The sequence below is a fragment of the Variovorax sp. RCC_210 genome (assembly GCF_041355175.1).
Taxonomy (GTDB): Bacteria; Pseudomonadota; Gammaproteobacteria; order Burkholderiales; family Burkholderiaceae_C; genus Variovorax.
The window spans coordinates 265,588-283,848 of record NZ_JBFUPJ010000005.1 but is presented as its reverse complement, the minus strand read 5'-3'; the positions used below and the strand labels follow the sequence as shown (position 1 = coordinate 283,848).

The window sequence follows — 18,261 nt, the reverse complement described above, 5'->3', positions numbered from 1 at the left end:
GCTGACCTGGGGGCTCTTTGCTTGGTGCCGCTTGTCGGAATCGAACTGACGACCTTCCGCTTACAAGGCGGGTGCTCTACCAATTGAGCTAAAGCGGCGGAAATTCCAAGGCGTGATTCTAGTGGCGTCGGCCGGGGTGCCCGGCCGTGCCTGCGCGCGCTTACTTGACCCGCTTGAGCGAAGGCCGTGCGCCGCCGCCGACCGGCGGGCGCGGCGGCTCGTCGACCGGGTCGCTGCCCGCGCCGGCGTCGACGACGCTTTCGTCGCCGTCTTCGCCCGTCACCAGGTGCACGATCTTGCCGGCATCGCCTTCGGTGCCGCGCGAGGCGTCACGCAAGGGCATGCGCGCCGGGCCTTGGGGCGACGGCGCGGCAGCCGGGGCGTCGCCGCCCTGTTGATCGGCGGGAACGGAAGGGGCCGGCGCCGGAAACGCCATGCCCTGCCCGTTCTCGCGCGCATAGATCGCAATCACGCGCCCCACGGGCACGCTGATTTCACGCGCCGTGCCCGCGAAACGGGCCTTGAACTCGATGAAATCGTTGCCCAGCTTGAGCGAGCTGGTCGCGTCGAAGCTGATGTTGAGCACGATCTCGCCGTTCTTCACGTACTCGCGCGGCACCTGGACGGTGTCGTCGACCTGCACCGCGACATAGGGCGTGAACCCGTTGTCGGTGCACCATTCATACAGCGCCCGAATGAGGTACGGGCGGGTGGAGGACGACTCGAGCGCGTTGATCATGAAAAACTGCGAGAAACGATGGAAGCAAGCATTGCAGCTTACTTACTTTCGCATGACCTTTTCGGACGGGGTCAGTGCTTCGATGTAGGCCGGGCGCGAGAAGATGCGCTCTGCGTACTTCAGCAGCGGTGCCGCGTTCTTGCTCAGGTCGATGCCGTAGTAGTCCAGGCGCCACAGCAGCGGCGCGATGGCCACGTCGAGCATCGAGAAGTTGTCGCCCAGCATGTACTTGTTCTTGAGGAACACGGGTGCCAGCTGCGTGAGGCGGTCGCGGATGTGCGAGCGGGCCTTTTCAATGGCCTTCTCGTTGCCCTTGGTGGTGCGGTTCTCGAGCGTGGCCACGTGCACGAACAGTTCCTTTTCGAAGTTGAGCAGGAACAGGCGCACGCGGGCGCGGTCGACCGGGTCGCCGGGCATCAGCTGCGGATGCGGGAAGCGCTCGTCGATGTACTCGTTGATGATGTTCGACTCGTACAGGATCAGGTCGCGCTCGACCAGGATCGGCACCTGGCCGTACGGATTCATCACGCTGATGTCTTCGGGCTTGTTGTAGAGATCGACGTCGCGAATCTCGAAGTCCATGCCCTTTTCGAACAACACGAAACGGCAACGGTGGGAAAAGGGGCAGGTCGTTCCTGAATACAAGACCATCATGGCGAGAGACTCCTAAAAATCAAAAAGAGTGGGTTGCGTTGGCAACCCACTCTGTGGGACCGGTTGCCCCCAGCGGGCGCCCGGTCGGCGTGGACGGAACTACTTGACGTCTTTCCAGTACGAGGCGTTCAGTCGCCACACAAAAACCACCGACATGGCCAGGAACAGCAGCACCCAGACGCCGATGCGAATACGGGTGTTCTGTGCCGGTTCGGCCATCCATTGCAGGTAGCTCACCAGGTCGCCGACGGCATTGTCGTATTGCACGGATGTCAGGGTGCCGAGAGTGACTTGCTCCCAACCCTTGAACACTTCGGTTTCGTGGCCGTGCTGTTCGACCTTGGTGTAGACCGGACGGCGGTCGCCTTGCAGTTCCCACAGGGGGTTCGGCATGGCGACGCTCGGGAACACGAGATTGTTCCAGCCGGTGGCTTTGGTGTCGTCGCGATAGTACGTGCGCAGGTAGGTGTACAGGTAGTCGGCACCCGTGCCGCCGTGGCCGGCGCGCGAACGCGCCACCAGCGTGAGGTCGGGCGGCGTGGTGCCGAACCATTCCTTGGCCTGGCGCGCATCGATGTTCGCCTTCATGGTCTCGCCGACCTTGTCGGTCGTGAACAGAAGGTTGTCCTTGATCTGCTGCTCGGTGATGCCGATGTCCTGCAGGCGGTTGTAGCGCATGAACGCGGCCGAGTGGCAGTTCAGGCAGTAGTTGACGAACAGCTTGGCGCCGTTTTGCAGCGCGGCCACGTCGGTGGTCTTGTTGGGCGCCTTGTCCCAGGCGATGCCTTCGGACTCGGCAGAGGCCGCCGCGGAGAAGGTCAGGCCCAGCGCGAGACCCAGGACCGCGAGCCAGCCGGAAATGCTTTTCTTCATCGTGTGTTCTCTCAGCTCTTTGGCACTTGTCTGACTTGTCTCAATGGGCGGCGAAGACCACGCGCTCGGGCACGGTCTTGAACTCGCCCTTGCGGCTCCACCACGGCATCAGCAGGAAGAAGCCGAAGTAGAACAGCGTGCCGATCTGCGAGATGGTCTGCGCGATGTCCAGGGCGAAGGAGCCGATGACCAGGTTGCCCCAGACGCCCGGCGGCTGGATGCCCAGGTAGCCCAGGATCAGGAAGAAGAACACGAACACGCCGTAGACGTACTTGTGCCAGCTGGGGCGGTAGCGGATCGACTTGACTTCGCTGTGGTCGAGCCACGGCAGGAAGAACAGGATGATGACCGAGCCGCCCATCACGACCACGCCCCAGAACTTGGCGTCGAAGGACTTGAGCAGGAAGATGACCACGGCGGCCACGACCACGGCGGCGACCTTCAGGCCGGTGCCCGACTTGCCCTTGACGAAGTTCCAGATGGCGGCGGCCGCGATGATCAGCGAGAACACGTTGACCATGTCGTCGGTGGTCGCGCGCAGCATCGAATAGAACGGCGTGAAGTACCACACCGGGGCGATGTGATTGGGCGTTTTCAGCGAGTCGGCCGGAATGAAGTTGTTGTACTCCAGGAAGTACCCACCGGCTTCGGGCGCGAAGAAGATCACGGCCGAGAAGATCGTGAGGAACACCACCACGCCGAAGATGTCGTGCACCGTGTAGTACGGGTGCGAAGGAATGCCGTCGACCGGGTGGCCATCGGGGCCGCGGTTGGCCTTGATCTCGATGCCGTCGGGGTTGTTCGAACCCACTTCGTGCAGCGCAATAAGGTGGGCCACCACCAGGCCGAGCAGCACCAGCGGCACGGCGATCACGTGGAAGCTGAAGAAGCGGTTCAGCGTGGCGTCGCTCACCACGTAGTCGCCGCGGATCAGCAGGGCCAGGTCGGGGCCGATGAACGGAATGGCCGCGAACAGGTTCACGATCACCTGGGCGCCCCAGTAGCTCATTTGCCCCCAGGGCAGCAGATAGCCCATGAAGGCCTCGGCCATCAGGCACAGGAAGATCGCGCAGCCGAACACCCAGATCAGCTCGCGCGGCTTGCGGTAGCTGCCGTACATGAGGCCGCGGAACATGTGCAGATACACCACGATGAAGAACGCCGAGGCGCCCGTCGAGTGGATGTAGCGAATGAGCCAGCCCCAGGGCACGTCGCGCATGATGTACTCGACCGACGCGAAGGCCTGCGCCGCGTCGGGCTTGTAGTGCATCACCAGGAAGATGCCGGTGACGATCTGGATCACCAGCACCAGCATGGCCAGCGAGCCGAAGATGTACCAGAAGTTGAAGTTCTTCGGCGCGTAGTACTTGCCCCACTGGTCGTTCCAGAGCTTGGTCAGCGGGAAACGGTTGTCGACCCAGTTGAGCAGCTTCGCGCCCGCGGGCGCATTGGGGGAGATATCGTGGTATTCAGCCATGTTCTTCTTCTGCCTCAGGCCTTCTTGGAGTCTTCACCGATCAGGAGCTTGGTGTCCGACAGGTACATGTGCGGGGGCACAGGCAGGTTGTCGGGGGCGGGCTTGTTCTTGAAGACCCGGCCGGCCAGGTCGAACGTGGAACCGTGGCATGGGCAGAGGAAGCCGCCTTCCCAGTCGGCGGGCAGCGAGGGCTGCGGGCCGGCCTGGAAGCGGTCGCTGGGCGAGCAGCCCAGGTGGGTGCAGATACCGACCACGACCAGCACTTCGGGCTTGATCGAGCGGTGTTCGTTCTGCGCGTACTTGGGGGTGAATTCGTCGGGGTGACGCTTGGAGAGCGGGTCGGCCAGCTGGCCGTCGAGCTTGGGGAGTTCTGCGATCTGCTCGGGGGTGCGCTTGAGGATCCAGACCGGCTTGCCGCGCCATTCGACGGTGAGCTTCTCGCCGACCTTGAGGCCGCCGATGTCGACTTCGACGGCGGCACCCGCGGCCTTGGCCTTCTCTGAAGGCTGGAAAGTGCTCACAAAGGGAATGGCGGTGGCCACGCCACCTGCTACGCCGGCACAACCGGATGCGATCAACCACGTCCGCTTGCTGGTGTCGATCCGGGGCGAGCCGGAGGTCATGTCACTCATGGGGATCCTCTTGTCTTCTTCGCTGGAGCAGGGCCAACCTTAACCGTAGCAAGGTCAACCAAGGATTGTAGCGGGGCGCTTCAAGGACTTTCAACAGGCGAAAACCCGCTGAAGCGGCGCGCAGCAGCGCTTTGCGGGCGTGCGCGCCCCCGCCCCAAGCTGTGCCCGGGCCGCGGCCAAAGCCATGACTCGATCGCTTGCAATCCACATTTCCACAACACGTGCCGCCCGCCATGCCGTGGCAGGCACGAACGCGCGCGCCTCAGTTCAGCAGGCCGTGCTGCGTCGCCTCATGAACCGCCTGGGTCCGCGACTTCACCGAGAGCTTGCGGTAGATGCTCTTCGCGTGGAATTCCACCGTGTTGATCGAGAGGAACACCGCATCCGCGATTTCGCGGTTGCTCCAGCCTTGCGCGATGAGGCGCAGCACCTTCAGCTCGCGCGGCGACAGCGGCCCGGGCGCGGGACGCGCCACGGACGGCCGCGTCACCACCGGCGCGATGCTGCTGGGCTTGGCCGAGGCCGCGATCCTGCCCAACAGGCGACGTGCCACGCGCGAGTCCATCGGCGCGCCGCCACGCTCGATCGAACGCAGCAGAAAAGCCAGCTCGGCATCGTCCGCCTCGGTCAGCAGGTAGCCCACGGCGCCCGCGGCAATGGCTGCATCTACCAGCTGGTGATCGTCGGCCGCCGACATCGCGACGCTTTCGATCCAGGGATAGGCCTGGCGCACGTGGTTGATCAGCGACACACCGTCGTCCTGCGGCAGGCGCATGTCGATCAGCACCAGGTCATAGGGCAGCGCGGCCAGTAAATTGCAAGCCTCAGCGCGAGAGGACGCGATCACCACGCGGCGACCCGGCGCCAGCTCGCTCAGGATGCGGCGCATGCGCTCGCCCATGGCGATGTCCTGCTCCACAATCAGCGCGCCATGGAAGGCGCCGCCGTAGGAGGCTTTGTAGGCTACGGGTGCCTGCATGGGCACCGAAGTCGAAGGATGGCAAACAACACTCATGGCGACAACTCCCGAACTAGAAATGTTCACTTTCGTATCAGACGTTCGCAGGAACAGTGCCCGGGCGAAAACACCTTGATGCAGGCGCTAGGCAGTCGGGTCGAAAGTGTTGATTTCATTGGGAAATATGGTAGTTCCGAGCCAAATCGCAGACTTCGGAAAGCGGCGGTCGACACCTCTTTCCCGTCACTGTTACGAGCGATGCGGCGAAACACGTTACGTAGCACCGCGAAACACAGCCCGCCCGAGCCAAACAGCACCGCGAAAGGGAGGCTCTTCAGAGGGAGAAACTGTTGAGAAACGTTGGCGATGCTGTTACCCTCACCAGGGTACATATCGAAATATTCGAGGGATCAGCATGACAATTTCCAAGCTCTTCGCAGCCGTGGCCGTCGCCGCTCTGGCAACTTCTTCCGTGTTCGCCCAAGGCACTGCCCCCGCAGCGCCCGCGACCGGCGCCGCCCCTGCCGGCGAACCCGCTCCCGGCACCGCTGGCGCGACCGGCGCAACCGGCGCCGCAGCTGGCGTGCTGACCCCCACCGTCATCGCCGGAGTCGTTGCTGGCGTGGCCCTCGGCGTTGCTGCTGGCAGCAGCAACGGCGGCAATTCCGGCGGCGGCTTCGGCATCGGCCCTGGCGGCTCCACCGGCACGACCGGCACCACCGGTACCACCGGCACGCGTTGATGCTGCATGCCCTCCCACTGGGAGGGCATTCGCTGAAAAGTCCGAGCGTCGGCCCTGCCACGCGATTCTTGAAACGTTGCCTTTGGGCAACGTTTTGTTTGGGCGTTGGCGGTTGCTCCTCCGGATCTTCTGCCATGCTGGACACGGCCCGCCTGATCTATCGCGGCGGCGTGCCCGAAGCTGCAGAGCCCAAGTTCAATCCCAACTTCCGCTACCTGAAGACGACCGTCAACGGACGCGCCATCTACATGGTGCTGGGTTACGTCGACAAGCGTGCCGACGGCCAGGTCGAGGTCTGGTACAGCAGTGCCGGCGAAGTCATCAAGCTATTGAACGGCCATCTGGCAGGGACCACCGGTCTCAGCGTCGACTGGCGCGAAGTGCGCTTTTCTTCGCTGCCTTCATGGCAAGGCGACGCGGCCAAGTCGACCAGCTACTCGCGCGAGCGCGACCTGATGCCGGGCTACCGTTTCGGCGTTCGCGACGACGTGGTCCGCACCCCTATCGCACCGCCCAAGAACAGCGCCCTCTCGGCAACTGCCGCAGGCCCGCTGCAGTGGTACGAAGAGCGCAGCGTGTCGCGCCCCGCAAACCTTTCATTGCCGGCCGCGCGCTTCGCGGTCTCGGCTGCTTCCGGCACGCCCCAGGTCGTGTATTCGGAGCAATGTATTTCCAGTGATCTCTGCATGAGCTTCGAACGGTGGGCGCCCCCCACGCCAGCAGCCGGCGCACCGGCGAGCGCTGGCACATGAGCCCCCTGCTTCGCACACGCAGCAACCACCATTGGCCCCGTCAGGTGGCCGTTGCCTGCGCGTTGGCGGCCAGCCTGGGCGCCGTGGCGCAGCCCGCGGCCAAGATAACAAGCAACGCGCCGGCCACCGACGCCGACGTGCGCCCCGGCGAACGCCTGAGCACCTGGCTGCTGCGCCAGCCCGAGGGCACCGCGGCACCCGGCCTTGCATGGCGCGTTCCGCAGGAGCGGCTGGCCCAGCAATTCCTCAAGAACACGCTGCTGGTTCGCATCGAGGCGGCCAACCGGCTGGCACCCCGCGCCGACCAGGTCGAGCGCCTGAAGCTGATCACCTGGCTGCAGGGCATGCCCGTCACCGGCCGCGTCGCGCTCGGCGTCGTCGATCCGCGGTGGCTGCAGGCCCATCCGGAAGAAGACCCCATCCTCAGCGCCGGCCAGCAGCTGGTCGCACCGCAACCTGCGCTGAAGACCATCGCCGTCGTGCGCCCCAACGGCGAGCTTTGTAACGTCGCGCACGAGCCCGGACGTTCCGCCTGGGACTATGTGACGGCATGCGGCCCTGTGGGCTCGTCCGACTGGGCATGGGTCGCGCAGCCCGACGGCCGAACCGCCCGCGTGGGCGTGGCGCCGTGGAACAGCCAGCCCTCCGACGAGCCCGCACCCGGCGCGTGGATCTGGGCCGCGCCACGCGACATGACCGACCTGGTTGCCGCCTCCGAGGGCATTGCAAAGTTCCTCGCGACGCAGGGACCGGCGCCGCAAGGCACGGACACCGCCACCGCGGCCAGCACGGCGCCCGTCGTGGCGTCCTTGCCGCTCGAAACGCACGCACCAGCGCCCGCGGCAGCATCGTCGACCACCGTGTCCGTGCGCCCAGAGCCCGTGCCGCAATACCAGGCGTACCGCAGCAGCGGCAACGACTGGGGCGAAACCGGCTTGCTGCAGACGCCGTCCGCCCGCATGGGCCAGGCCGGCGACTTCCGCACATCGCTCACCAACGTTGCGCCCTACTCGCGGTTCAACTTCATGTTCCAGCCGCTCGATTGGCTGGAGGCCGGTTTTCGCTATACGTCGATCAGCAATCAGGTCTACGCAGCCAGCACCACCGGGCAAAGCAACAAGGACAAGAGCATCGACCTGAAGGTGCGCCTGCTCAGCGAATCCGCCTACGTGCCCGAGATGGCACTGGGCTTTCGAGACCTGGGCGGTACGGGCCTCTTCTCGTCCGAGTACCTCGTGGCGAACAAGCGCTACGGCGATTTCGATTTCAGCCTGGGTATCGGCTGGGGTTACATGGGCAGCAGCGGCAACATCCGCAATCCCTTGCTCGCATTAAGCAACCGCTTCAGAACCCGTTCGGGCAGTTCATCGACTGGCGGCGAAGCCAACTTCGGCTCGTTCTTCCGCGGCCCCACCGCCATGTTCGGCGGCGTGGCGTGGCGCACGCCCTGGGAGCCGCTCACCGTCAAGCTCGAGTACGAAGGCAACGACTACCAGCACGAGCCGCAGAACAACAACCTGCCGCAACGCTCTCCCTTCAACATTGGCCTGGAGTACCGCTACTCGAAGAACGTCGCGTTCAGCGCCGGCTTCGAGCGTGGCAACAGGGCCATGATCGGCATCACGCTGTCGACCAACGTCGCCTCGCTGAGCGCGCCCAAGGCGGCGGACCCGCCGCAACCGAAATTCACGCCGACAGCTCCGGTGAATCCGCCCGGCTGGGCATCGACCGCCGAAGAGATCCAATCGCGCACCGAGTGGACCGTGCAGCGCATCGCGCCGCAGGGCAGCAACCTGCACGTGTGGATCACCGAGAGCAACACCGTCTACCGCGAAGCGCGCGTGCAGCAGATCATTGCCGTGCTGCACCGCGATGCGCCGGCGTCGGCCAAGACCTTCATCCTGCATTACAACGAGCGCGGCCTGGCCATGCATGCGCAGGTCGTCGAGCGCGCCGAATGGGTGGCCGCGCACTACCAGGCGCAAACGCCCGCCGAGCGCCGCGCGGTGAGCCAGCGCGACTACGCACCGCCACAGGACAACAGCGAAGACCGCCTCATCGACCTGCGCACGAGCAATGCGGCGTCGGCCTCGGCCAACATGCCCGGCGCCCTGCAGTTCGCCGAAGCCACGATGGCCACCTGGGAACATCGCCCCGAGAAGTTCACTTTCGGGCTGACGCCCAGCTTCTCGCAAATTTTGGGCGGCCCGGACGCCTTCGCGCTCTACCAGTTGGGCGTTGCCGCCACGGCCGAATACCGTATTACGCAAAGCACCTGGGTCAACGCCGCGCTCAACTGGCGACTGATCGACAACTTCGACAAGTTCACCTACACCGCGCCCAGCAACCTGCCGCGCGTGCGCACCTTCCAGCGCGAGTACGTCACGACCAAGCGCCTGACGATGCCCGTGTTTCAGCTGACCCATGTCGGCCGGCTGAACGAAGACCAGTACTACAGCGTGTACGGCGGCGCGCTTGAGCCCATGTTCGCCGGCTTCGGTGCCGAATGGCTGTACCGGCCATGGCGCAGCAGGTTCGCGCTGGGCGTGGACATCAACCACGTGCAGCAACGCGACTTCGCGCAAGACTTCAAGCTGCGCGACTACAAGGTCAACACCGGCCACGCCACGTTGTACTGGGACACCGGCTGGAACGGCGTGCAGGCGCGCATCAGCGTCGGCCAGTACCTGGCGGGCGACCGCGGTGTGTCCATCGACATCAGCCGCACCTTCGACAACGGCGTGACGATCGGCGCCTACGCCACCAAGACCAATGTGTCGGCCGCGCAGTTCGGCGAAGGCAGCTTCGACAAGGGCATCTTCATCTCGGTGCCGTTCGACGCGCTGCTGCCGCGCTCGAGCAAGTTCTCGGCGAACTTCACCTGGGCGCCGCTGGTGCGCGACGGCGGAGCGAAGCTGGGCCGCATCAATCCGCTGTACGAGATGACGACCGCGCGCGACCCGAGGGCGTTCAACTTCGCACCGCCGGACGACAACAAGCCCAAGGCGGGCGACAACATCCTGGATTTCGGGCCGGCACGATAGCTCATGCGGTGCAAACGCATGCTGCACTAACAGCGGCACAAGCCTTCGCCATATGACAAGACCTCGCCTCTTTTGAAGTGAGGTCCAGCGTTCGCTACCGATGAGCGCGCGCCCTATTCGGCGGTACGCCTAGTACGGCCTGGTTCGTACGACGCAGCGCCCCTCCCTTCCACGACGGCGCCAAAGTGTCCTTCACGCCGTCGAAAAGCGTTGGCAAGGTGATTTTGAGGCAGTAACAGAGCGTGGCCAGCGTCAGCAGCGACGGGTTGATGTGCCCACGCTCGATCTTGGAGATACGCGACCGCTCCACCTCTGCATCAAACGCCAGTTCGACCTGCGTGAGTCCCGCCTCCTCGCGGAAATGCCTGAGGTTCTGACCGAGGGCCAAGGTCACCGCGTTCGGCAGCATGCCTCGCACGCCGCCCGTCGGCTTCTTGGTTCGCGTACCTGATGTCATGTGCATGCAGGCTCGCCGAATGTGCTTGTGGAAGAAACGTCTTAAACGACACATAATCTCGCCATGCATGTCTTAAACAGCACTCCATAGCAAGCCATGTCGAACTGGAACGTCAGCCGCTTCACTCAACGCCTCCCGCGGTGCATTGCCCCTGTCATGCGCCCGAACGAGCACTTCGCATGAGACACCGACAGGTCGCCTCACCCTTCCCGACTGCGCGTCCGTTACGACTGCCAACGTCGGTGGCGCACACACGTGTCGTGCAACCTCCACGTGAAGCGCGGAGTGCCTCGGCCTTGCGCATCGGCGCTCAGGTACGCGCCCTGCGCATGGCTGCGGGTATCTCAGCCGGCGAACTTGCCCAGCGTTCTGGCATTTCGCGCTCCATGCTTTCGCGCATTGAGCATGGGCTGGTTTCTCCATCGGTCGAAAAGCTCGACGGCCTCGCCGGCGGGCTGAACGTGCCGATCTCACGCTTCTTTGGGGATCAGCCCAGCCGCACCGACTTCTCGTATGTACCTGCCGGGCGTGGCATCCACGTGCAGCGCATGGGCGCCGTGGCTGACTACCACTACGAGTTGCTAGGACACCTCCTCTCAGGCAACCTTTTCGTGGAGCCTTACTTGGTCACGTTGCTGCCGGGCGCCGAACCTTACGTCACCTTCCAGCACCCCGGTCTGAAATTCCTGCACCTGCTTACAGGGCGCGTGACCTACCGCTATTGCGCCAAAACCGTCTCACTCACGCCTGGCGACTCACTGCTGTTCGATGCCACGGCACTGCACGGCATTGAGGCAATCGGAGACGAACCCGTGTCTTACCTCTCGGTGGTCTTCACGCTGCGCGAATGACCCAGCGCATACACACTTCAGATCAGGTTTGCACCTGCGACGCCACGCGAACTGCAGCGGTGGCAAAGTTTTCCGCGCCCGAAGAATCCCCTCGCTGGTCGCATCGTGGATCCAGCCAAACATGCACGGGCGAGATGGATTTTCTGTTGAGTCCAGTCTTCCGGGCTCATCCCTGCCCGGATGGCTCGGACAGCTGTGAGCCAAGCACCCACACGAAGTCCTCGCGCGCGATCTCGATCGCCAAAAAGCGTTTCTGATCTCGGTCCTCGAAGCCCCAGCCAGTACCTGTCGAATCTCGCGACAGCGGGCGCGAGGCGTCAACCCCTCAGCGAGCAGAAAAAGAATCAGACGGCGATCACCACCGGCGATGCGGGCTTGCCGGTGTCATCGGGGCGAGGCACGGCGATCGCGGAAGCGAAGGGCGAGGCACCCAGGGGCCGCACGCGATGCTGCTCAATATGCACCCAGTCGACCACTTCCATGTGCGGCTGGTAGCCAGCCAGCATCTGCTTCAGCACCAGCTTCAGGGCCGGCACGTCGCTGCTTTCCAGCGCGGCACCCAGCACGCCGAACTGGCGCCAGAGCTCTTCCCAATGAGGGCAATCTTCGTTGGCCTTCATCACGCGCGGGTGCATAGTGGGCATGGCGTTGTTGCCGATCAGCAGCTCTTCGTAGAGCTTTTCGCCAGGGCGCAGGCCGGTGATCTGCAACTCGATGTCGCCGTCGGGCGTCATCGCGTCGCGCACCGTGCGTCCCGACAGTTCCACCAGCCGGCGCGCCAGGTCGATGATGCGCACCGGGTTGCCCATGTCGAGCACGAACACGTCGCCGCCCTGCGCCATGGCTCCCGCCTGGATCACCAGCTGGGCCGCCTCGGGAATGGTCATGAAGTAGCGAGTGATGTCCGCATGCGTGAGCGTGATAGGCCCGCCCGACTCGATCTGCCGGCGAAACAACGGCACCACCGAGCCGCTGGAGCCCAGCACGTTGCCGAAACGAACCATCGAGAAGCAGGTGTCGGCGCTTTGCTGCGCGAGGCCTTGCAGCGCCATCTCGGCGAGCCGCTTGCTGGCGCCCATGATGTTGGTGGGCCGGACCGCCTTGTCCGTGCTGATGAGCACGAAACGCCGGACCTTGCACTCCATGGCCACGCGCGCCGCGGTGAGCGTGCCGACCGCGTTGTTGCGCACGCCCTCAACCGGGTTGTGCTCGACCAGCGGCACATGCTTGTAGGCCGCCGCGTGGTAGACCGTGTCGGGGCGCCATGCATGCATGATCTCGCGCAACCGACGGGCGTCGCACACCGAGGCCAGCAGCGGGATGACACGAACGTCGGGCGCCAGTGCCTCGAGCTCTTGGTGGATCGCGTAGAGCGCGTACTCGCTGATTTCCACCAGCAGCAGGGTCGTCGGCGCGAGCTGCACGATCTGCCTGCAAAGCTCGCTGCCGATGGAGCCGCCGGCACCGGTCACCAGCACCACCTGGTTACGGATGTGCTTGTGCAGCAGGTCGGCCACAGGAGCCACGGGGTCGCGACCCAGCAGGTCTTCGATGTCGACCTCAAGCAGGTCGTTGACCTGCACCCTGCCATTGGCCAGATCGGCCATGGCGGGCAAGGTGCGCACGTGCAGGTGCAGCGGCAGCAGGTGGTTCAGGATTTCGACTCGGCGCAGGTGGCTTGCCGAAGGCATGGCCAACAGCACGTCGGTGATGCCGAGCTTGGCGGCGTTGCGCTCTAGCCAGTCTGGCGAGTAAATGCGCAGGCCGTTGAGCGTGTTGCCCTGCAGATGCGCCGCGTCGTCGACGAAGCCGCGGACCATCATTTCGCGGCTCTGCGCCAAGGCGGCGGCGAGTTGCAGGCCGGCACCGCCGGCGCCGTAGATCACGACCTGGGGGAGCGCCTTGCGGTCGAGGGCGCTCATGTAGAGGCCACCGAGCCAGTAGCGGGCCAGCATGCGGCAGCCTGCAACCGAGAGGAACAACAGCAGCGGGGCCAGGATGCCGACAGTGCGCGGGACGCCCTTCACGCCGACCACTGCGAACATCACCGCGTAGGCCAGGCCGAACAAGGCACAGGCCCGCACGATCGCCATGAGCGCGGCGCTTCCCGCGTACCGGAAGATGGCCCGGTACAGGCCGAAGAAAATGAACAGAGGCAACGCGAGGACCACAGCCGCGATGGCCGCAAACCAATGCACGTCCTTAGGGGTTACCCACTGTTCGTAACGAAAACTCAGTGCGAGCCACACGCACAGCAGGCAAAAGGCAGCATCTACCGTCAACGCCAGCATTCGCTTGGCAGGGCGCGGTAGGGCGAGCAGCGGCGCCGCCATTCGATTCATCACTTGCCCCTCTCCCCTTAGCCTGCGCTTTGTGTCATATCTGCATTTTCTGTGAACAAATGCTGACGCACACTACCGGTTCTGGGTATTCGTCATCAAGATATGTGAGTTTTTGTGTAATTTGTACTTGAAATGGCGAACAATCTTGGCGCTGACCGCTGAAGGTTTGTTGTCAGCGCAGTGCCCGGGAGTTGCACCCAGCCATTCAGGCGAGTGAGTTCGCTGCATCTCTAGAAGCCGCTACACCGGTCAATGGAAAGGCCGAGACATGCTCGGCCTTTCGTTGCATCGCGTTCTGCTGGTAATCTCGGCGTCCTGCGCAAGCTAGTTGGCAGCTGGCGGCCTAACGCCAAATCAGGTCGCTTCCTTGTACTTGTATTCGGTGTAGCGGTAGCCACCGTACTTGTAGCCATAGCTTCCGTAGTGGCGACGCGAGAGGTCCATGCCGTTGAAGACCACGCCGCTGACCTGGCGACCTGCGTGCGCCAGCCGCTTCACGCTCTCGTTGAGTTCGCCGAGCTGCGTCAGCGTGTCCCGCGCGACCAGCAAGATTGCGCCCGCGTGCGCCGCAACCGCCGCCGCATCGGCTGCGACCAACACCGGTGGGCTGTCGATGACGACCAGATCGTATTGCTCGGACATGGCATTCAAGAATTCGCCGAGCCGCGCCGACAACATCAGGTTGGCCGGGTTGGCCGGGTAGTTGCCGGTCGTCAGGATGTCGAGGTTGGGGACCACTGCGCCGTGGATGGCTTGCTCGGCCGGCATGTCGCCGATGAGCACGTCAGCCAGACCACCACGCCGCGGGAGGCCAAAGGCTTTCTGGATGTGGCCCTTGCGCAAGTCGGCGTCGATCAACAGCACGCGCTTGCCGGCCTGCGCCATGATGACCGCGAAGTTGCCTGACACGAAGCTCTTGCCCACGCCCGGCGTGGCGCCGGTGATCAGCACGCGGTTGTTGCCCGACTCCATCAGCGTCAGCTGCAGGGAGATGCGCAGGTTGCGCAGGCTCTCGATGGCGAGGCTTTCCGGTTCGGTAATGGCCAGCACCTGGACGCCGCCCGCACCGCCTGCGATGCGCTGCAGGATCCTGTCCTGCTCCAGCGCCAGCGGAACGACGGAGTAGACGTTGAGGCCAAGGCGGTCTTCGATTTCTTGCGGGTTGCGGATGCCGCTGGACATCTTGCTGCGCAAGATAGCTAAAGCGACGCCTGCCAACAGACCCAACACAAGAGACAGCGCAACGATCAACGGCTTCTGCGGCTTGATCGGCCTCTTGGGCTCGGTTGCCTTGTCCAGCAAGCGCACATTGCCGACCTTGCCCTCTTTAACAAGACGTAACTGCAGCGAACTGTTCAGCAGGGACTTGTATAGCTCACCATTGACCCGGACGTCTCTCTCAAGACGCAGCGCATCGCGCTGAAGCACTGGCATGGCGCTTACACGGCGATCGATGCCATCGAGTTCGTGGCGGAAGGCGGAGATCTGCCCGTCGATCACGCGCACTTTCGGGTTGCTCTCAGTAAACCGCGAAAGCAGCTCGCGACGCAGCTGCTCGGATTCAAGAAGCTTGGTCTGCAACTGCACAGCCTGACCAAGTACCGCCTTGGCCTCTTCATCAAAGGCGATGGTCGCGTTCTTGTTGCGGAAGCTTGCGTAAATATCTTCGGAGCTTTCGAGCTGCTTCTTGAACTCGGGAAGTTGTCGGTCAAGAAATTCGAGCGTTTTCTCGGCCTCCGCGGCTTTGCGCTCGACATTCTGACGAACGTACTGCACACCGATTTCGTCAAGAATGCGCCGCAAACGGTCGCGGTCGCTGTCGTCGAGCGTCGCGCTGATCACATTGGATTGCTTGCCCTGTTCACTGAGCTGCACCCGCTTTTGCAGATCTTCCGTCGTAGCAAGAACCGAAGCGCGCGAAACGACGAACTGTGCGCCTGGCTTGCCGTCCAACTGCGACACGATTAGCACGAGGGTACCGCCGGGCACTGTCTGGCTCAGCGTTTTGCCCACCATACCGGTCATCGGCTCATCCAGATCAGGATGCGTCAACGTGTACTTATCTCCAGGCTGAACAGTGATGGTGAACGGCTTTTGATCCTCGAGCGTCGTAGGCACATCGAACTTGGCGATGTTGATTGCCTCCGTGCCTGAGACATACCCGTTCATCCATAGAAAGCCAGGCTCCGACAGACTTTTGGCGCGCCGTGCAAGCCATTCGCCAACGACCGGGACATAGCGCGGTTGGGCGTCAATGTAGAGCCGTGTCGCTTCTACAGCCCCCCCCATGATCATGCGCGAGCGGATGATCTGGATTTCGCCCGTTGCAGGCGTCTTGACGTCAAACAAGTTAGCCGTGTCGCCGAGAAAATTCTTCGCATCAGGCGCTGAGTCTTCCACTTGGACCAGCAGATTGGACTGATAAACCGGCGTCGACAGAAGCGCATAGGCGACGCCCAGCGCTACAGCAACACACGTGACCCCAGCCACCAACCATTTACGGTCGATAAGGATGTCGAGGTACTCCGACAGCCGAATCACATCGTCATCGTCATCGCGCTGGGGCCCGGCAGCGACAGCCGACGAAGCGATTGGGGAAGCAAGGGCGTTCATGAGAGTTTTCTAATGCGTTCGGCCCATGCAGCGGCGCCGTCATCGATGAGTTGCAAGGCTTGCTCGAAGGCCGGACGGCCCAAGCGGTAGGGATCAGGAATGTCCACGCGCGCGACCTCGCCCAGACGGAACAGCTTGCCCCGCGTGAGCGGATGCCGCTGGTTGATGTGCAGGCGCTGCTCTTCGTCCATCGCCAGGATCAGGTCGGCCTCCTGGCACATCAGGTTGGTGAGCTGCCGCGCACGGTGCGACTCGATGTTGAGCCCGCGCTCGGCCATGAGTTCACGCGCCACCGCATCGGCGGGCTGCCCCACGAGCGCGCCGATGCCGGCGGACGACACCCTCAGGTGCGGCATGGCTGCGGCAATCAGCGCCTCCCCCATCGGGCTGCGGCAGATATTGCCGATGCATACGACCAATACGGACTTCATGGCTCAGAGCGCCCGAGCAGGTCAGCGACAGCCACAGGCCGAGTTAGACGATTAATCACAGTAAAGAAACTCCCTCTTCTCATCACATTTTAGTTGCTGGCTGTCACAAACTCACTCCGGCAACCGGTGGCATTTGGTCTCAGGCCCGCCGAGGCACGTGCCGCCACAACAGTTGGGCCACTGCCTCACCGAGCACAAGGCCGATGCCATCCGCCAGCAAGTCACCCCATTCGGCGAATCTGTCTGGTGTGAACGATTGCAAGACCTCGATCAGGCCGCCATAAGCCAGCAAGCCCAGCAGGACCGGTGCCGTGCGCCCCGGCCAGGCCCGGTTGCCCAAAAAGGCGAGCACCGCAAATGCCAACGCGTGGTTGCTCTTGTCCCACCCTGTGCTCGGCAACTGGGGTGGCACGGGGACCAGGCACAGGACCAGCAGCACGAGCATGGCGACGAAGAGCAGCCAGCGCCAGAGCGCTGCCATGGCCGACAGTTGCGCCAGCAGCTTCAAGCCGACGCCTCGGCCAGTACCTGCGCGATGACCGTGCAGCTCTTGTCGACTTCTGCAAGCGTCAAGGTGGGATGAACGAGGAACATTAGGCTCGTTTCACCGAGCGCATGTGCCACTGGCAGCGGCTCGGATGGACGCCAGCCCGTGCCGTCGAATGCCCGCTCCAGGTACACCTCCGAGCACGAGCCCTGATAGCAAGGCACCCCGTTCGCCTGGATGGCTTCAGCGATACGGTCGCGGGTCCAGCCCTGTGCCAGCCTCTCGGGCTGCGCATACACATAGCATTTGTAGTGCGCGTGAACACTATCGAGTCCGGTGTGGCTCGAGAACTCGGGCACACGCACCGCGGCATGCGGACGCGCGGCCGACCACAAAGCCTCTGCGTACCGCGTGCGAACCGCGGTCCACTCGGCCATGCGCTGCAGCTGGATGCGACCGATAACGGCCTGCATCTCGAGCATGCGCCAGTTGGTGCCGAAGCTCTCATGAACCCAACGGAAACCCGGCGGATGCTTGCGCTCGTACACGGCTTCGTAACTCTTGCCGTGGTCCTTGTACTGCCACATGGCGCGCCACAGGGCCTCGTCGTTCGTCGTGACCATGCCGCCCTCGCCGCCCGTGGTCATGATCTTGTCCTGGCAGAACGACCATGCGCCCGCATGCCCGATGGACCCGACGGCGCGGCCCTTGTAGCGCGCGCCATGCGCTTGCGCGCAGTCTTCGATCACCTTGAAACCATGCTCATCGGCCAGCGCCATGATCGGGTCCATGTCGCAAGGCCAACCGCCCAGGTGCACGCAGATGACAGCCTTGGTACGCGGCGTGATCACACGTGAAATGGTTTCGGCCGAGAGGTTGCCGCTTTGGAGATCGACATCCGCGAACACCGGCGTTGCGCCCGCGTTCACGACACACGACACGCTGGCGATGAAGGTGCGCGGCGTGACGATGACCTCGTCACCCGGGCCGATGTTCATTCCCTTGAGGATCACGTCCAGTGCCAGCGTGCCGTTGGCCAACGCCAAGGCGTGCGCCGTGCCGGTCCACGCGGCGAATTCCTTTTCGAACTCGCGGCATTCCTGACCGGTCCAGTAGTTGACCTTGTTGGACAGCAGCACGCGCTGCACGGCAGCAGCCTCTTCGGCTGTGAAGCTCGGCCAGGGGGAAAAAGCGGTATTCAACACTTCA

The 18,261-nt window shown here is 63.7% G+C and carries 17 protein-coding genes and 1 tRNA gene; 4 read left to right on the top strand and 14 right to left on the bottom strand.

What is annotated here, in order from left to right; genetic code table 11:
- Window positions 1–22: 22 nt before the first annotated feature.
- The 7 genes from AB6807_RS17890 to AB6807_RS17860 form a co-directional block, all read right to left on the bottom strand.
- Window positions 23–98, bottom strand: a tRNA-Thr gene (locus AB6807_RS17890).
- A gap of 62 nt (window positions 99–160) precedes the next feature.
- On the bottom strand, window positions 161–739 hold the full coding sequence (locus AB6807_RS17885) for a ClpXP protease specificity-enhancing factor (protein ID WP_116908512.1): 579 nt from the start codon (window positions 737–739) through the stop codon (window positions 161–163).
- Window positions 740–781: 42 nt separating this feature from the next.
- Window positions 782–1,393: a glutathione S-transferase N-terminal domain-containing protein gene (locus AB6807_RS17880; RefSeq protein WP_116908513.1), complete on the bottom strand. Its 612-nt coding sequence runs from the start codon at window positions 1,391–1,393 to the stop codon at window positions 782–784.
- 99 nt (window positions 1,394–1,492) lie between these two features.
- Complete coding sequence (locus tag AB6807_RS17875) at window positions 1,493–2,266, bottom strand: cytochrome c1 (RefSeq protein WP_371085580.1); 774 nt, start codon at window positions 2,264–2,266, stop codon at window positions 1,493–1,495.
- 40 nt (window positions 2,267–2,306) lie between these two features.
- The gene (locus AB6807_RS17870) at window positions 2,307–3,743 is read right to left on the bottom strand and encodes a cytochrome bc complex cytochrome b subunit (protein WP_116908515.1); all 1,437 of its coding nucleotides are present in this window, start codon (window positions 3,741–3,743) and stop codon (window positions 2,307–2,309) included.
- 14 nt (window positions 3,744–3,757) lie between these two features.
- Entirely contained in the window at window positions 3,758–4,375 is a 618-nt protein-coding gene (petA, locus tag AB6807_RS17865) for a ubiquinol-cytochrome c reductase iron-sulfur subunit (RefSeq protein ID WP_116908516.1), read from the bottom strand.
- A gap of 262 nt (window positions 4,376–4,637) precedes the next feature.
- Complete coding sequence (locus tag AB6807_RS17860) at window positions 4,638–5,354, bottom strand: LuxR C-terminal-related transcriptional regulator (protein ID WP_371085579.1); 717 nt, start codon at window positions 5,352–5,354, stop codon at window positions 4,638–4,640.
- Window positions 5,355–5,748: 394 nt separating this feature from the next.
- Here AB6807_RS17860 and AB6807_RS17855 point away from each other — a divergent pair, with 394 nt between their 5' ends.
- The 3 genes from AB6807_RS17855 (at window position 5,749) to AB6807_RS17845 (ending at window position 9,871) form a co-directional block, all read left to right on the top strand.
- Window positions 5,749–6,075, top strand: a complete 327-nt coding sequence (locus AB6807_RS17855) for a hypothetical protein (RefSeq protein ID WP_371085578.1) — start codon at window positions 5,749–5,751, stop codon at window positions 6,073–6,075.
- Between the two features lie 134 nt (window positions 6,076–6,209).
- Window positions 6,210–6,827 carry a YjbF family lipoprotein gene (locus AB6807_RS17850; RefSeq protein ID WP_371085577.1) on the top strand — a complete coding sequence of 206 codons (618 nt, stop codon included), beginning with the start codon at window positions 6,210–6,212 and terminating at the stop codon, window positions 6,825–6,827.
- Entirely contained in the window at window positions 6,824–9,871 is a 3,048-nt protein-coding gene (locus tag AB6807_RS17845; protein WP_371085576.1) for a YjbH domain-containing protein, read from the top strand. Before AB6807_RS17850 ends, AB6807_RS17845 begins: the two co-directional genes overlap by 4 nt.
- Before the next feature lie 94 nt (window positions 9,872–9,965).
- Here AB6807_RS17845 and AB6807_RS17840 read toward each other — a convergent pair whose 3' ends face one another.
- Window positions 9,966–10,334, bottom strand: a complete 369-nt coding sequence (locus AB6807_RS17840; RefSeq protein WP_353506486.1) for a helix-turn-helix transcriptional regulator — start codon at window positions 10,332–10,334, stop codon at window positions 9,966–9,968.
- A 296-nt stretch (window positions 10,335–10,630) separates the two neighbouring features.
- Between AB6807_RS17840 and AB6807_RS17835 the strand changes: the two genes are divergently transcribed.
- Window positions 10,631–11,179 carry a helix-turn-helix domain-containing protein gene (locus tag AB6807_RS17835; RefSeq protein ID WP_371085653.1) on the top strand — a complete coding sequence of 183 codons (549 nt, stop codon included), beginning with the start codon at window positions 10,631–10,633 and terminating at the stop codon, window positions 11,177–11,179.
- A 344-nt stretch (window positions 11,180–11,523) separates the two neighbouring features.
- Here the strand turns inward: AB6807_RS17835 and AB6807_RS17830 are convergent, their stop codons facing one another.
- The 6 genes from AB6807_RS17830 to AB6807_RS17805 all read right to left on the bottom strand — a co-directional run bounded on the left by AB6807_RS17830 (window position 11,524) and on the right by AB6807_RS17805 (window position 18,257).
- Window positions 11,524–12,786, bottom strand: a complete 1,263-nt coding sequence (locus AB6807_RS17830) for a UDP-N-acetylglucosamine 4,6-dehydratase family protein (RefSeq protein ID WP_371085652.1) — start codon at window positions 12,784–12,786, stop codon at window positions 11,524–11,526.
- Window positions 12,740–13,372: a DUF3982 domain-containing protein gene (locus AB6807_RS17825; RefSeq protein WP_371085651.1), complete on the bottom strand. Its 633-nt coding sequence runs from the start codon at window positions 13,370–13,372 to the stop codon at window positions 12,740–12,742. Before AB6807_RS17825 ends, AB6807_RS17830 begins: the two co-directional genes overlap by 47 nt.
- Before the next feature lie 503 nt (window positions 13,373–13,875).
- Window positions 13,876–16,134 carry a polysaccharide biosynthesis tyrosine autokinase gene (locus tag AB6807_RS17820; protein ID WP_371085575.1) on the bottom strand — a complete coding sequence of 753 codons (2,259 nt, stop codon included), beginning with the start codon at window positions 16,132–16,134 and terminating at the stop codon, window positions 13,876–13,878.
- Entirely contained in the window at window positions 16,131–16,565 is a 435-nt protein-coding gene (locus AB6807_RS17815) for a low molecular weight protein-tyrosine-phosphatase (RefSeq protein WP_371085574.1), read from the bottom strand. The genes AB6807_RS17820 and AB6807_RS17815 overlap by 4 nt, the downstream gene beginning before the upstream one ends.
- Window positions 16,566–16,704: 139 nt before the next feature.
- The gene (locus AB6807_RS17810) at window positions 16,705–17,010 is read right to left on the bottom strand and encodes a VanZ family protein (protein WP_371085650.1); all 306 of its coding nucleotides are present in this window, start codon (window positions 17,008–17,010) and stop codon (window positions 16,705–16,707) included.
- 59 nt (window positions 17,011–17,069) lie between these two features.
- Complete coding sequence (locus AB6807_RS17805) at window positions 17,070–18,257, bottom strand: DegT/DnrJ/EryC1/StrS family aminotransferase (protein WP_371085573.1); 1,188 nt, start codon at window positions 18,255–18,257, stop codon at window positions 17,070–17,072.
- Window positions 18,258–18,261: the final 4 nt, after the last annotated feature.